General features: G+C 36.5%; 12 protein-coding genes and 1 tRNA gene. 7 read left to right on the top strand and 6 right to left on the bottom strand.

Features of this window, described 5'->3' with window-relative positions; translation table 11 throughout:
• Window positions 1-22 precede the first annotated feature (22 nt).
• Both ansA and sppA read right to left on the bottom strand, forming a co-directional pair.
• A complete protein-coding gene (ansA, locus tag DK861_RS14540) occupies window positions 23-1045 on the bottom strand; it encodes an asparaginase (RefSeq protein WP_072064105.1) in 1023 nt (340 codons plus the stop codon).
• A gap of 244 nt (window positions 1046-1289) precedes the next feature.
• Window positions 1290-3146 (bottom strand): signal peptide peptidase SppA, encoded by a 1857-nt coding sequence (gene sppA, locus DK861_RS14535; protein WP_109400576.1) that lies wholly within the window; start codon window positions 3144-3146, stop codon window positions 1290-1292.
• A gap of 533 nt (window positions 3147-3679) precedes the next feature.
• On the opposite strand from sppA, the gene DK861_RS14530 reads away from it, so the two are divergent.
• From DK861_RS14530 to DK861_RS14520, 3 genes are read left to right on the top strand one after another with little or no spacing between them, the layout of a single operon-like run.
• Window positions 3680-4231: an NAD(P)H nitroreductase gene (locus tag DK861_RS14530; protein WP_109400575.1), complete on the top strand. Its 552-nt coding sequence runs from the start codon at window positions 3680-3682 to the stop codon at window positions 4229-4231.
• Window positions 4232-4249: 18 nt separating this feature from the next.
• Window positions 4250-5293 carry a selenide, water dikinase SelD gene (selD, locus tag DK861_RS14525; protein WP_109400574.1) on the top strand — a complete coding sequence of 348 codons (1044 nt, stop codon included), beginning with the start codon at window positions 4250-4252 and terminating at the stop codon, window positions 5291-5293.
• Window positions 5294-5297: 4 nt separating this feature from the next.
• A complete protein-coding gene (locus DK861_RS14520) occupies window positions 5298-7259 on the top strand; it encodes a DNA topoisomerase III (protein ID WP_109400573.1) in 1962 nt (653 codons plus the stop codon).
• Between the two features lie 66 nt (window positions 7260-7325).
• Here the strand turns inward: DK861_RS14520 and xthA are convergent, their stop codons facing one another.
• Window positions 7326-8132, bottom strand: coding sequence for an exodeoxyribonuclease III (xthA, locus tag DK861_RS14515; protein WP_109400572.1), 807 nt, complete (start codon window positions 8130-8132; stop codon window positions 7326-7328).
• A 436-nt stretch (window positions 8133-8568) separates the two neighbouring features.
• Between xthA and DK861_RS14510 the strand changes: the two genes are divergently transcribed.
• The gene (locus DK861_RS14510) at window positions 8569-9432 is read left to right on the top strand and encodes a LysR family transcriptional regulator (RefSeq protein ID WP_109400571.1); all 864 of its coding nucleotides are present in this window, start codon (window positions 8569-8571) and stop codon (window positions 9430-9432) included.
• Between the two features lie 33 nt (window positions 9433-9465).
• On the opposite strand, the gene DK861_RS14505 is transcribed toward DK861_RS14510, so the two are convergent.
• From DK861_RS14505 to DK861_RS14495, 3 genes are all read right to left on the bottom strand, one after another.
• Window positions 9466-9550, bottom strand: a tRNA-Tyr gene (locus tag DK861_RS14505).
• Between the two features lie 251 nt (window positions 9551-9801).
• The gene (gene purU / locus DK861_RS14500; protein ID WP_072064098.1) at window positions 9802-10650 is read right to left on the bottom strand and encodes a formyltetrahydrofolate deformylase; all 849 of its coding nucleotides are present in this window, start codon (window positions 10648-10650) and stop codon (window positions 9802-9804) included.
• 38 nt (window positions 10651-10688) lie between these two features.
• Window positions 10689-11162, bottom strand: coding sequence for a YchJ family protein (locus DK861_RS14495; protein ID WP_109400570.1), 474 nt, complete (start codon window positions 11160-11162; stop codon window positions 10689-10691).
• Window positions 11163-11311: 149 nt separating this feature from the next.
• On the opposite strand from DK861_RS14495, the gene rssB reads away from it, so the two are divergent.
• The 3 genes from rssB to DK861_RS14480 all read left to right on the top strand — a co-directional run bounded on the left by rssB (window position 11312) and on the right by DK861_RS14480 (window position 14694).
• Window positions 11312-12331 (top strand): two-component system response regulator RssB, encoded by a 1020-nt coding sequence (gene rssB, locus DK861_RS14490; RefSeq protein ID WP_072064096.1) that lies wholly within the window; start codon window positions 11312-11314, stop codon window positions 12329-12331.
• A 180-nt stretch (window positions 12332-12511) separates the two neighbouring features.
• Window positions 12512-13420 carry a UTP--glucose-1-phosphate uridylyltransferase GalU gene (gene galU, locus DK861_RS14485; RefSeq protein ID WP_006536427.1) on the top strand — a complete coding sequence of 303 codons (909 nt, stop codon included), beginning with the start codon at window positions 12512-12514 and terminating at the stop codon, window positions 13418-13420.
• A 266-nt stretch (window positions 13421-13686) separates the two neighbouring features.
• Window positions 13687-14694, top strand: a complete 1008-nt coding sequence (locus tag DK861_RS14480) for an NAD-dependent epimerase (protein WP_006536428.1) — start codon at window positions 13687-13689, stop codon at window positions 14692-14694.
• Window positions 14695-14748: the final 54 nt, after the last annotated feature.

Below are 14748 nucleotides of genomic sequence, written 5' to 3'. Positions count from 1 at the left end.
TAAAGTTGCCCTTTTATTAAGCTTAGTCGTTATCGTTTAATGTCATTTCACCGCGAAGGTTTTGTTGCATTAAGCGACAAATTTCAGTGTAATTATATTGTTGGCTAAGGAGATAATGCAGTTTAGTTAATGTTGCCTCAAATGTCATATCATAACCACTAATAACACCGACTTCCGCTAATGCTTGGCCTGTTGCATAACCTTCCATATTCACTCGACCAGAAATACATTGTGTAAGATTAATAACCACAATGCCACGCTCTGTTGCTTCGCGCAGTGTAGAAAGTAAAGCAGGGTGTGATGGTGCATTACCGACACCATAAGAGCGCAATATTAAGGCTTTCACCGGTTGCATCAGAATATTTTTCACTACTACATCTGAAAGGCCAGGATAAATCGTGACAACACCGATAGGCTGAGGCGTAATATTATGTGCAATAAATTCCCCTTTCCCTTTGGGAAAGGAGTTAATTTTAAATTGTTTAATATTAATGCCCGCTTCTAACAATGGTGCGCTATTCGGTGACGCAAAGGCATTAAAGCCATCAGCATGTGCTTTTACTGTGCGGTTTCCTCGATACAACGTGTTATTGAAGAAAAGTGCTACTTCATTAATTGGATGATGTGCAGCGAGATAAAGTGCATTTAATAGGTTTGTTTGTCCATCAGACCGTAAGGCTTCTAAAGGAATTTGAGAGCCAGTAACGATAATAGGCTTGCTAAGATTCTCAAACATAAAAGAGAGTGCTGATGCGGTAAATGCCATGGTATCAGTACCATGAAGAATAACGAACCCATCATAGTTGTGATAATTTTCATTTATATCATCAGCGATAGATTGCCAATCTTCTGGGGTGATATTTGATGAATCAATTAAAGGAAGGTGCTCTTTGATTGTAAAATCGGGCATCTCTTCACGATGGAATTCTGGCATTTTAGCTAATTGGCGTTGTAAATGCCCTGATACAGGAATATAGCCATGTTCAGAATGTTGCATACCAATAGTACCGCCAGTATAAACAACGTAGATTGATTTTTTTTGCATCAGACAAAGCACTCTTATTCAGCTGTGAGAAATATCTGATTATAGGGAGTTTACAGAATAAAAAAAGGAAAGGATGCTAAAAAAATAAAATAGAGATTAATGAATATCCGCTTTAAATCATCGCGTTAAAAATATCATTGATAAGAATGAGTGAAAAATAATCGCCAGCATATTATGCCAAATAAAGTCAGAAATAAAAGAGAAAACACCCACCTTGAAAGGGTGGGTGTTGAGACTGAAAAGATTATTGAATATCCCCACAAGATAAACAATACGCATAGCGATTTAACGGGTCGTTCATATTGCGATAAAACTCTGTCTGGGTTTTAACTTCTTTTAAAACAGGTGCAGGTATATACGCTTGTAATGGATCAGGAAGGAGCGCTTTTGCATTAGACGATAAACTCATTATGATCTGCTCTGACAGGCTTAATTCAGGTTTCATCCAATCAACAACAGGCTGGTCAATTTTTGCCATTTTAGCCGCAGCATCAATAGCATCATCAAAATCACCAAACTCATCAACTAAACCCACATTCTTTGCATCTATTCCTACCCACACTCGACCTTGAGCAATACGGTCAATTTGAGCTGGCGTTTTTTTACGAGATTCTGCGACTAAATGAATAAACGTTTTATAACCACTTTCGATATTTAACTGTAAAAGTTCTGCAAACTCTTCAGGTAGTTTATTTGTGACAGATAATCCGGCTAAGGGTGAAGTTGTGACGCCATCAGTATAAACACCAATAGACTCTAAGCTGTTTTCAAAGGTATTAATAACGCCAAAGATGCCAATTGAGCCTGTTAATGTCGATGGGCTAGCAATAATCTTATTTGCAGGGGTTGAGATCCAATATCCACCTGATGCGGCTAAACCTCCCATTGAAACAACCACATGTTTTTTCTGTTGTTTAAAGGCGGCAACTTCACTGCGTATTTGCTCTGATGCAGAAACACTACCTCCAGGGCTATTTACACGTAATACAAGTGCCTTAATATTCGGATCTAAACGTGCTTGGCGAATTTGATTAGCAATAGTTGTCCCTCCTGCAGAACCCGGGATACTTTCACCATCAATAATGGCTCCTTGAACAACGACGACGGCAATATTCCCTTCATCATTTGCAGGTAATGATGAAGTTAATGTATCGGCATAATCATAAATGCTGATATTGTTAAATTGTTGGTTTTCTTTATCCCACTGGAAGGTCTCTGTCATATCTGCTTCAAATTGAGCGTATGAGCTTACAGAATCCACTAATTTACGATTTAGCGCGTAAGTTGCGTTATCGCCATCTGCATTGCGTAGCTGTGCAATCATCTCTTTTGCACCAGGGAAAACATCTTCTTTGGTAATGCTACGGTTTTCTGCAACTTGGGTTAAATAAGTAGACCATAGTGAATTAACTAAACGTAATGAAGCTTCCCGCGATTCTGCAGACATATCATTACGCATTAATGGTTCAACCGCGGATTTATACGTTCCTACGCGGAAAATATGAGTACTAACTTTTAAATTTTCTAACAGTGTTTTGTAATAGAGGTTTTGAAAGCCAAAACCATAAATGCCTACGGCACCTTGAGAAGTGAGGTAAATCTTATCTGCATAAGAAGCGAGATAATACTGTGGTTGACTGTAATAGCCACTTACTGCAAAAATCGGTTTGCCTGTCTTTTTAAATTCATTAAGTGCTTTACCAATATAATTTAGCGAAGGCTGGTCTGCGCCTGCAAATTCATCAAGTTTAAGCACCATACCTTTAATTTTGGGATCTTGAGTTGCTCGTCGTAACGTGTCGACAACTTCAAATAATGAATTTTCTTGAAGCTGACTACTAGAAACGCCTAAAAGCTCACGTCCAACTTCTCCTAAGGGATTTTGGGTTGCAGTTTGGTCAACAATGACACCTTTAAGGTCAACAAGAAGGGCACCTTCATAATCCATTGGTTTTTGTGCTTCCTTACTAATTAAGAAAATACCAATAACCATAAAGAGAAGGAAAAAGAAAATAACGTTTAAGATTAATTTCCTGATAAAGTTAATGGCTTGCCAACTGAATTTTAATATTGCGCCGATTAACTCCATAATTTTATTCATATTATCTCCACATCATGTAAAGCTAAAATTTAATCCTAAACAGTCATGCTAGAATTATTGGTAAGCAGGTTACATCCACATAATCTCATACTATTAAAACAAAGAATGTTGTTAGCAATAGAGAGAATAGCAATAACAATGAAGGAATATTCTAATATAGCTCTTATTGAATGTCTGTCATTGATTTTTAGGAAACCTCGAATGATAACTTTTTGCTTAAGATGTTATTAAGTAAAAAGTTATTTTACGTAAAAATAGCTAAATAAATTCACACAAAAAGGCATCAAACTAATATGAGAATCGTCGAATTAAAGATAAAAATAGACTTAAATTAACGGAGTAGGCTGATGTTAATCATTTTATGAACAATAATTTACGATTAAATAACCACATCGCTGACTTTTAGAAAAATTTCCGCCTAAATCTGTGGATGGTGGTAATATAACAGTTTGTTATACTGCGAATTGATAAGAACTGTCCATCCCCATAAGAATGGGATCTTGCTAAAATAAAATGCTGACAGGAGAATAAAAATGGATGCATTAACACTGCTTTTGAACCGCCGTTCAGCTTCCCGTCTGACTACACCAGCCCCTGATAGTGAAGCCCTCAATACTATTTTACAAGCTGGTATGCGCGCACCTGATCATGGTGCACTTAAGCCTTGGCATTTTGTTGTAATGCAAAATGAAGGTATTGAGCGTTTTAGCCAATTACTGCATAAAGCCGCGGTTGTGAGTAATTTAGGCCCCGAGGTTGAAGAAAAAGCAAAAAATGCACCTTTTCGTGCCCCATTGATCATCACCGTTATTGCGAAAGTGAAAGATCATCCTAAAGTGCCTGAATGGGAACAAGTTGTTGCAGCGGGGTGTTGCGTACAAGCAATGCAAATGGCCGCTGTTGCACAAGGATTTGGGGGAATTTGGCGTTCAGGATCTTGGACTCATGACGCAGTTGTAAGAGAAGGGCTTGGCTGTGCTGAACACGACCAGATTATTGGTTTCCTTTATTTAGGTACACCGGCTTTAAAAGCACCAATGACGGTTTCTCCTGCTGACTTAACTGATTTTGTGACTTATTTTTAAAAAAAAGGATGGCATGTTATGTCTGAAGCAATTCGTTTAACACAATACAGTCATGGTGCAGGTTGTGGTTGTAAAATCTCGCCAAAAGTTTTAGAAACCATTTTACACAGCGAACAAGCTAAATTTCATGATCCTCATTTACTTGTTGGTAATGAAACTAAAGATGATGCCGCTGTTTATGATTTAGGAAATGGTACAGGTATTATCAGCACCACTGATTTTTTTATGCCAATTGTTGATAACCCTTATGACTTTGGGCGTATCGCTGCAACAAATGCAATCAGCGATATCTTTGCAATGGGTGGAAAACCTATTATGGCGATTGCTATTTTAGGTTGGCCAATTAATAAACTGGCACCAGAAATTGCACGTGAAGTGATTGAAGGTGGTCGAGCTGCTTGTCAAGAAGCAGGAATTTCATTAGCTGGTGGTCACTCAATTGATGCACCAGAACCTATTTTTGGTCTTGCCGTAACGGGTGTAGTGCCTGTGAGTAAAGTGAAGAAAAACAGTGAAGCTAAAGCAGGATGTCAGCTTTTTTTAACTAAACCTTTGGGTATCGGTGTATTAACAACAGCTGAGAAGAAAGGTCTATTAAAACCAGAACACCAAGGTTTAGCGACAGAAATTATGTGTCGTATGAATAAAGCCGGTTCTGATTTTTCTGATATTGATGGTGTCACTGCAATGACTGATGTTACAGGGTTTGGTTTATTAGGGCACTTAAGTGAAATCTGTGATGGCTCTGGTGTACAAGCGACTATTCACTTCTCACAAGTACCAAGATTGCCAGAAGTCGAGTATTATATTGAACAAGGCTGTGTTCCGGGTGGTACAAGTCGTAACTTTGAAAGTTATGGTCATTTAATTGGTGAGATCACTGAAATGCAACGCAAATTACTCTGTGATCCACAAACATCAGGTGGCTTATTATTAGCAGTATTACCTGAAGCTGTGGAACAAGTTAAAGACGTCGCGGCTCGTTTTGATATTGAACTAACCTCTATCGGTGAGTTAACTAAGCCAGTGGCAGGAAAAGCGTTGATTGAAGTGATTAACTAACGTAATGAGATTATTTATTGCAGAAAAACCCAGCCTTGCTCGAGCTATTGCTGATGTATTGCCAAAACCTCATAAACGGGGCGATGGCTTTATTCTTTGTGGTGATAACCAGTATGTGACGTGGTGTGTTGGTCACTTACTTGAACAAGCTGAGCCGGATGCATACGACCCGCGGTACGCCCGCTGGTCGTTAGATGATTTGCCCATTATTCCTGAAAAATGGCAACTGAAACCCCGAGCTGATGTTAAGAAACAGCTGGAAACCATTAAAACACTGCTTAAGCAGGCACAAGAAGTGATCCACGCGGGAGACCCCGATCGTGAAGGTCAGCTTTTAGTAGATGAAGTGCTTAACTATTTAAATATTAGTGAAGAGCAAAGAAAACAGGCACGCCGTTGCTTAATTAATGACTTAAATCCCGCGGCTGTGACACGTGCTATTGATAAGCTACGGTATAACCATGAATTTGTACCATTATGTGTATCTGCTTTGGCACGAGCAAGAGCAGACTGGCTTTATGGTATCAACATGACGCGAGCCTATACACTCTTAGGCCAGCGCAATGGTTACCAAGGCGTATTATCTGTAGGGCGTGTACAAACGCCTGTATTAGGCTTAGTCGTTCGTCGTGATGAAGAAATTGAAAACTTCGTTCCTAAAGATTTCTTTGAAGTTAAAGCACACATTGTAACACCTGCGGATGAACGCTTTACTGCGATTTGGCAGCCAAGTGAACATTGTGAACCTTGGCAAGATGAAGAAGGGCGATTATTAAATCGTAAACTTGCAGAGCATGTTGTTGAGAGAATTAAAAACAAACCTGCGTATGTAACGGATTATCAAGATAAGCAAGAATCTGAAATAGCACCACTTCCTTTTTCACTTTCTGCATTACAAATTGAAGCGGCAAAACGTTTTGGTTTAAGCGCACAGCAAGTTTTAGATACATGCCAACGCCTATATGAAACACATAAGCTGATCACGTATCCGCGTTCTGACAGTCGTTATCTACCTGATGAACATTTTGCTGGTCGCCATGCTGTTATTAATGCGATTAGTACACATGATCCAAGCCTATTACCGCAAGCGACCCTAGATATTGATAAAAAGAATCGTTGCTGGGATGATAAAAAAGTTGATGCTCACCATGCGATTATTCCAACGGCAAAAACGAGTAATATCTCATTAAGTGAAAATGAGAAAAATATTTATTATCTCGTGGCTCGCCAATATCTAATGCAATTTATGCCTGATGCAGTTTATCGTAAATGCGTTATTGAACTTGATATTGAGAATGGCAAGTTTATTGCTAAAGCACGTTTTTTAGCGCAATCAGGATGGCGAGTATTACTAGGTGCGAAAGAGCAAGATGCTGAAAATGATGGTTCTGCATTGCCAATAGTGGCTAAAGGTGATGAGTTGCTGTGTGAAAAGGGTGAAATTGTTGAAAAGCAAACGCAGCCCCCAAGGCCTTTTACTGATGCAACATTGCTTTCAGCTATGACCGGAATTGCGCGCTTTGTTCAAGATAAAGAACTTAAGAAAATCCTAAGAGCAACAGATGGCTTAGGTACTGAAGCGACAAGGGCGGGGATTATTGAGCTATTATTTAAACGCGGTTTTTTGCAAAAAAAAGGGCGAGCCATTAATTCAACGCCGGCCGGTAGAGCATTAATTCATGTATTGCCCGATATGGCAACCTTACCGGATATGACCGCACACTGGGAATCGATACTCACGCAAATTAGTGAAAAGCAATTTAAATATCAAGATTTTATGATGCCATTAAATAACACCTTGATAGAGCTGATTACTCAAGCAAAACGTCGTCCGAATATTCAAGCTTTTAGAAATCTTCCTGCACCGGCGCATAACAAAAAGCGCAAGACAGCAACGAAAGGAAGTCATAAAGCAAGCGCCAAAAAAAATAAAGCGCAGAGTAAAGACGCAACAACTGAGAGTTAAGCACAAATAAAAAGCACTTTCTCTATATTTAGCGAAGTGCTTTTATTGAATTAAAATTTTATTTGATTAGATTTTAAATTCAGCCCATACAGGGGCATGATCAGATGGCTTTTCCATTCCACGAATATCGTAATCAATTCCTGTTGAAATACAATTATCCGCTAAACAACGACTGGCTAAGAGTAAATCGATACGTAGTCCACGATTGTCATCAAATCCTTTAGAACGATAATCAAACCACGAGAATTTATCATCTGCTTCAGGATGTTGTTGGCGGAAAGTATCTGTTAATCCCCAGCCCATCAATGTTGCCAGCCATTCCCGCTCTTCTGGTAAGAAAGAACATTTACCTGTTTTTAACCAGCGTTTCATATTATTTTCGCCAATACCAATATCTTTATCTGTTGGGCTAATATTTAAATCACCCATAATAAGTACTGGAGAGGTCGGTTTTAAGCTGGCAGTTAGGTAGTTTTGAAGGTCAGCATAAAATTTTTCTTTTGCTGGAAATTTAGTTTCATGATCACGGCTTTCACCTTGAGGGAAATAACCGTTCATCACTGTCAATAAACCCGCGGGTGTTTCGATATCAGCCATGATCATGCGGCGTTGAGCATCATCGTCATCACTAGGAAAGCCTTTACGTACTGCGACGGGTTTTTCCTTTGTGAGTAAGGCAACTCCATAATGCCCTTTTTGACCATGATAGAAAACATGATAACCCAAGGCACCCACTGTATCTAATGGAAACATATCATCATGAACTTTTGTTTCTTGAAGTCCAATAACATCTGGCTGATGTTTTTCTATGATAGCTTCAAGTTGGTGAGGACGAGCGCGTAAACCATTAATATTGAAAGAGACAAATTTCATGTGACTGTAACCATTTATATATTGAATAATAGGATGCCTTATACTAACAGGATCATAAAATGAATGTAAGCAAATCACTGAAATGATGGTACAACTTATCAAGAGAGAGATAAAATAAAGATTATTAAATAGAGTACGCCAATTTAATAAAAATAATTAATTACATAACAAAAAATATTAATTAAACAAACTAGAAACATAAACTAATCTTTGATAGAAGAATATAAGTATTATTATTCTTTATATGTGAAGAATGATGACATAATAAAAATAATATTGTAGTTATAAATTGTATTCATTAAAAGGAGGTAAAAGAATATTTATATAAAACTGCCTTTATATAAAATTAATTTTTAGATTAATTAATCACTATTTCATTTACATCAAATGAATTAATGAAATTATTTTATTCTACACAGCTAAGGAATGGTGAATTATGTTTTTTTCTCGTAAGTTAGAAGCCTTTATGGCCGTAGTCGAAAATGGCTCATTAAGTAAAGCTGCTCGGGTGATGAATCGCACAACGCCTCCCGTCGCTAAATCTATCAAAGACTTTGAAGCCGTATTAGGAAAGCGTTTATTTAAACGAGAGAAGTTTGGTATGAGTTTAACCCAAGAAGGGCTTGAGCTTTATAATGATTTGAAATCGCTCTATCTACAGGAAAAAGAGATAACTAAAAAACATATCTCGGGTATTATAAATAATAGCATTCATGTTTATTATGATTGGGGTAAAAGTCAATATTTAACTCAGCTTTATCAAGCAGCAAATAAAAATTATTCCCATATAAATATAATGCGATTCTCAAGAGAAAGCTTTGAAGAAATACCTGATTATGATGGTAATACATTAATATTAAGTTCTGATAAAATTATTAGTGAAAAATTTAGCCTTCTTCATAAAATAGAAAATAAACACTTGGGTATTTGTTGTCAAAAAACACTTGTAAATAGTGTAAATAATAATCTTGATAGACTTTTAAGTGAAAATATTTGGTTATGTGATCCGGCATTATACAAAACAACTAAGATAAAAAAATTAGAGAGTGAAATGGGGGATAAAGGAAAGACTGTGTGTGTCAGAATAATGGATGATCTTAATTGTTGTTTACGTTTTATTCAAACGCATAATTCTCTTTTATTAACAGATGAAAACCCATTGAAAGATGAGTATGAAGCAGACTTATGCTTTATACCATTAATTCAACCTAAGATACGATATAACTGTTACATCTATAAATCTAAGTATCACTCTAGTGTATTGAATCGATTTTTAGATTTAATTAATAAAATGGAATGAAAAGGATTTTTCTAGACTAAAAAGAAGAGGAGATGGTGGTGGGAGAAGGATTCGAACCTTCGAAGTCTGTGACGGCAGATTTACAGTCTGCTCCCTTTGGCCGCTTGGGTATCCCACCAACATTAAATTGTTTTGCTGTCCGTGACAGCGGGCGCAATAATACCAAATACCTGAGATCTGTAAAGCGCTATTTTACTAAAAAGAGTCTGACTGCTGTAAAAATGTGCGTATCGTTCAAGCTTTATGCGCTATCGTGTTGATTTTAATTAATATCATCTCTATTAATAAGGGATAAAAATAAACCGCGATATGCTTGATATCGCGGTTTACATTTAGATAGTCATGCTCGCGTTATTAGTGGCAGAAAACTTATAAAATGATTGTTCTGTTACCGTAAACGAATACACGTTGTGAAAGTACCCAATATAATGCATGACTAAGAACATTCTTTTCAACATCTCGACCCGCTCGCATCATATCTTCAGCAGAAAACGTATGGTCAACGTTGATCACATTTTGAGTGATGATTGGACCTTCATCTAAATTATCATTTACGTAGTGTGCTGTTGCCCCTATGATTTTAACACCGCGCTCATAAGCTTGATGGTAAGGACGTGCACCAATAAAGGCAGGTAAGAAGGAGTGGTGAATATTAATAATTTGATTTGGGAAGTTTTGTACAAATGCAGGTGTTAATACACGCATATATTTTGCGAGTACAACATAATCAGGTTTGTATTGATTAATTTGTGTAATTAACTTTTCATCATGTTGATCACGGGTTAAGCCTTCATGGCTAACAAGATGGAAAGGAATACCAAACTGTTCTACTAAATGTTTTAACGTGTCATGATTACCAATAACGGCGGCAATTTCAACATCCAAATCACCGAATGCACTTTTCATTAATAAGTCACCCAAGCAGTGTGCTTCTTTTGTCACCATAATGACGATGCGACGACGGCCTGCGGTATTTAATTCACGTTTTGAACCTTGTGGTAAGGCATCATCTAAATCGGCAAGAAAGGTTTCATCATTAAAGATACCTTCAAGCTCGGTACGCATAAAAAAACGACCTGTACGATGATCAACAAACTCACTATTTTGAACAATATTTAATTGATGTTTATAACAAATATTGGTGATTTTAGCGATAAGTCCTTTTGCATCAGGGCAAATAGTACGTAGTATTTTTTTTTGAATATTTTGGTGTTGCATGTATGGATAAATCCTTTCTTTTACTTCTGTGTTTGCAGTTATTTGATGTTATTTTCACAACATTTTTTGTATTTACGTCCTGAACCACAGGGGCAGGGATCGTTTCGTCCCACTTTCGGTTTCACACCGTCAATATAAAACCAACAGTCATCTATTTTTAGAAAACGAGAGCGTTCATGTAAGTACTGTTTATCATCGGCATTTCTTTCAATAAAGCAAGCTGAGAATTCAACATATGCCTCATTTTTATTTGTGCTCGCTTGCGATGAAATAACATTGAGTCCAAGCCATTGTGTATTTGGAAAGCCTGAAACTAATTCATCATGTAAGGATGCAACACGACAAGAGGGATGCCACGTTTTTATTAAGTAATCAGCATTATGCTTAACGAACGCGCTATAACGCGAACGCATCAATGCCTCTGCTGTTGGGGCGTTTTTTTGACCTAAATGGTAAGGCTCGCAACAATCAGAGTAGAATAATTGGCTATTGCAGGGGCATAAACTCGACAAAATAATGTCCTAACTCACGTTATCAGTATGACGATTTCCCATAGCGCGAAAAAAGTAACGATTGGGAATAGTTAACGTCAATGTTGAACTAAACTAATAATGTAGCGCTAATTTATCAGCATGTGAAACGATAGTTACCGGAGTCACCAATGAACAAAGCCTTAGTGGGTAAAAAAATTTTAATAATTGATGATGAGGTCGTTTTTCGCACAATGTTGACGGAATATTTCTCACATGAAAAAGCATGTGTCTATACAACAGATAACGGTAGCCAAGCATTATCTTTATTAGAAGGGGGATTGCTTCCTGATCTTATTTTATGTGATATCCGCATGCCGATAATGAATGGGCCCACTTTTTTGTATCATCTTGAACAACTTAAATTGGCTATTCCTGTTATTGCCATTTCATGTACAGATAATATGGCTGAAATAGATGATATGTTGCGTTTAGGAGCACAGGAGATTTTCCTTAAACCAATAATACATCTTGATAAATTAAAACAAAAAGTCATTGAAGTATTATGTCCTGGTTTTTTTGAATCAGTATTAATAGAAGGCATACACTTAAAACCACTTTGGAATAGCTTACAAAAAGATACTCATTATATTCAGTCGTTCATAAAACAGATGCAACCTCAGGTTAAGCAGGTTGTTGCGGGATATTGTGTTAATTATCGTCAATTAAATGATATAGCTAAGATGGGTTTATTATTTGACATTGCAGCTTTATCAGAAGATCAAATTATTTTCTATTGTGTTGATATATCGAGAGATGATGAAAATGGACTTTTAGTCGCTTTACTTTTACGGGTTGTTTTTAATGATGTATTAAAATCATCAGAAAAAGTACGATCTTTGCCAAGTATGTATAATATGTTGAATAAATTAAATAAAATGATTAATGAAATTGGGGTGAAAGGACAATTTCCTATTACAATTGGTTATTATCATACTCAGAAAAAAAATATCCTTTTAGCCTCAGCAGGCTTAAAAGCTGAAATAAAAACAGAAAGTAAAAAATTCAAATTAAATAGTGGTGTTCCCTTGGGCACCTTGCAACTTTTATATATTAATCAAATAAAATGTGAGGGAACAATTTGGCAATGTAAAATTTGGGATAACACAAATCAGATTAAATTAATGTTTTCTCCTATCTATAAAAGTTAAGTTTAGATTAAATAAAAATAGAATATCGTGCATATATTAAACATAAATGAAGAACTATCTCAATTAACGGGTAGGAGTCTGTTTATCCTTAGATATTAGCTGGTATACTCTGGCGATTATTTTTAATTGTACCCATTCACAATCTGAAAGTAGAACGGTACGAATTGCAGGAGAAATGTAATGTCATCAGCAGTGCGTAAAGTTAGAAAAGCGGTGATCCCTGTTGCTGGATTAGGAACAAGAATGCTACCTGCAACCAAGGCAATTCCAAAAGAGATGTTGCCAGTGGTTGATAAGCCTCTTATTCAATATGTAGTGAATGAGTGTATTGCAGCAGGTATTAATGAAATTGTACTTGTTACACATTCATCTAAAAATTCAATTGAAAACCATTTTGATACCAGTTTTGAATTAGAAGCAATTTTAGAAAAACGAGTTAAACGCCAGTTATTAGAAGAAGTACAAAGCATTTGTCCAAGCCATGTCACTATTATGCAAACTCGTCAGGGAATAGCAAAAGGATTAGGCCATGCTATTTTATGTGCTAAGCCATTAATTGGTGATGAACCTTTCGCTGTTATCCTGCCTGATGTCATTTTAGATAGATACAGTGCTGATTTAACCAAAGTTAACTTAAAAGAGATGCTTTCTCACTTTGAACATTCCGGCGCAAGCCAAATCCTTGTTGAACCTGTTCCTGAAGATGAAGTTTCTAATTATGGTATTGTTGATTGCATGGGCGAAAGCTTATGCCCAGGTGATAGCAAACCAATTACTCGTGTTGTTGAAAAACCTAAAAAAGAAGAAGCACCTTCGAATTTATCTATCGTAGGGCGTTATGTGTTATCTGAAAGTATTTGGCCACTCTTAGCGAAAACTGCACCAGGTGCTGGAGATGAAATTCAGTTAACTGATGCAATTGCAATGCTGATTGAAAAAGAAGCTGTTGAAGCTTATCACCTACAAGGGAAAAGCCACGATTGTGGTAATAAACTAGGGTATATGAAAGCTTTTGTAGAGTATGGAATACAGCACGAAGAGTTTGGCGAAGATTTTGCCCAATGGATAAAATCATTAAAAATACAATAAAATAAAGCTTATTAACCATCATTTATATAGTTAATTTCACTGTATAATTCCTGTCAATGTATAATGCATAATAAGTGATTATTTTGTGGGAAAAGCTAGATAAAGTGATTGTAGGAGATTAAGGTATGGCTCAATGCATATAGTATTGAGCCATGTTGATTTCTGTTATGTATGATGATGTTAAGCGTTATGATGTTTAATCGAGGTGATATTAAGTATGATAGCGTTGGCATAAAAATAAATTATTGGGCTATTTGAGTGATAATATGAAAATATTGGTAACAGGTGCGGCGGGTTTTATTGGCTATCATATGAGTCAGCGTTTAATCGAAATGGGTTATCATGTTGTTGGAATAGATAACCTGAATGATTATTATGATGTGCGCTTAAAAGAAGCTCGATTAGCTAAATTACAACAGCTAGAAAAATTCCATTTCGAAAAACTTGATATTGTTGATTCAGTAAAAGTGGCTCAATTATTTGCATCACACCAATTTGATCGAGTTATTCATTTAGCTGCTCAACCTGGGGTTCGTTATTCAATTGAAAACCCAATGGCATATATTGATGCGAATATTGTTGGTCATATTAATATATTAGAAGGATGCCGCCATAATAAAGTCGGACATCTTATCTACTCCTCATCAAGCTCTGTTTATGGTTTAAATCAGAAACAGCCTTTCTCAACAGAAGATAGTGTTGATCATCCTGTTTCATTATATGCGGCAACAAAGAAAGCCAATGAGTTAATGTCTCATAGCTATTCACATTTATATCAATTACCAACAACGGGATTACGTTTCTTTACGGTATATGGCCCTTGGGGGCGTCCTGATATGGCATTATTTAAATTCACCAAAGCAATGTTAGCTGGTGAACCTATTGATGTTTATAACGGCGGAAATATGACGCGTGATTTCACTTATGTTGATGATATCGTGGGATCAGTTGTTCGATTGGTTAATGTTATACCAGAAGCAGATGAAAACTGGACAGTAGAGAAAGGTGAAACATCTTCAAGTTCTGCTCCTTATAAAATCTATAATGTGGGTAATGGGCAACCAACTAAATTGATGGCATTTATTGAAGCGATAGAAAAATCATTAAATATTAAAGCTAAATTGAATTTAATGCCGATGCAAGATGGTGATGTTCTTTCTACTTGTGCCGATTGCCAAGACTTGTCTGAAACAATAGGTTTCTCACCGAATACAGAAGTAGAATATGGCGTAAAACAGTTTGTTGATTGGTATTTAAGTTATTATAAAAATTAATAATATTAGTTTCATTAAATCAAAGAAAAAGGGAGCGATAAAGCTCCTTTTTCA

Origin of the sequence: Proteus sp. TJ1640, from assembly GCF_003144445.1 — a bacterium.
GTDB lineage: Bacteria > Pseudomonadota > Gammaproteobacteria > Enterobacterales > Enterobacteriaceae > Proteus > Proteus penneri.
Note: the sequence above shows the minus strand (reverse complement) of the source record. Positions and strands in the feature narration are given on the sequence as shown.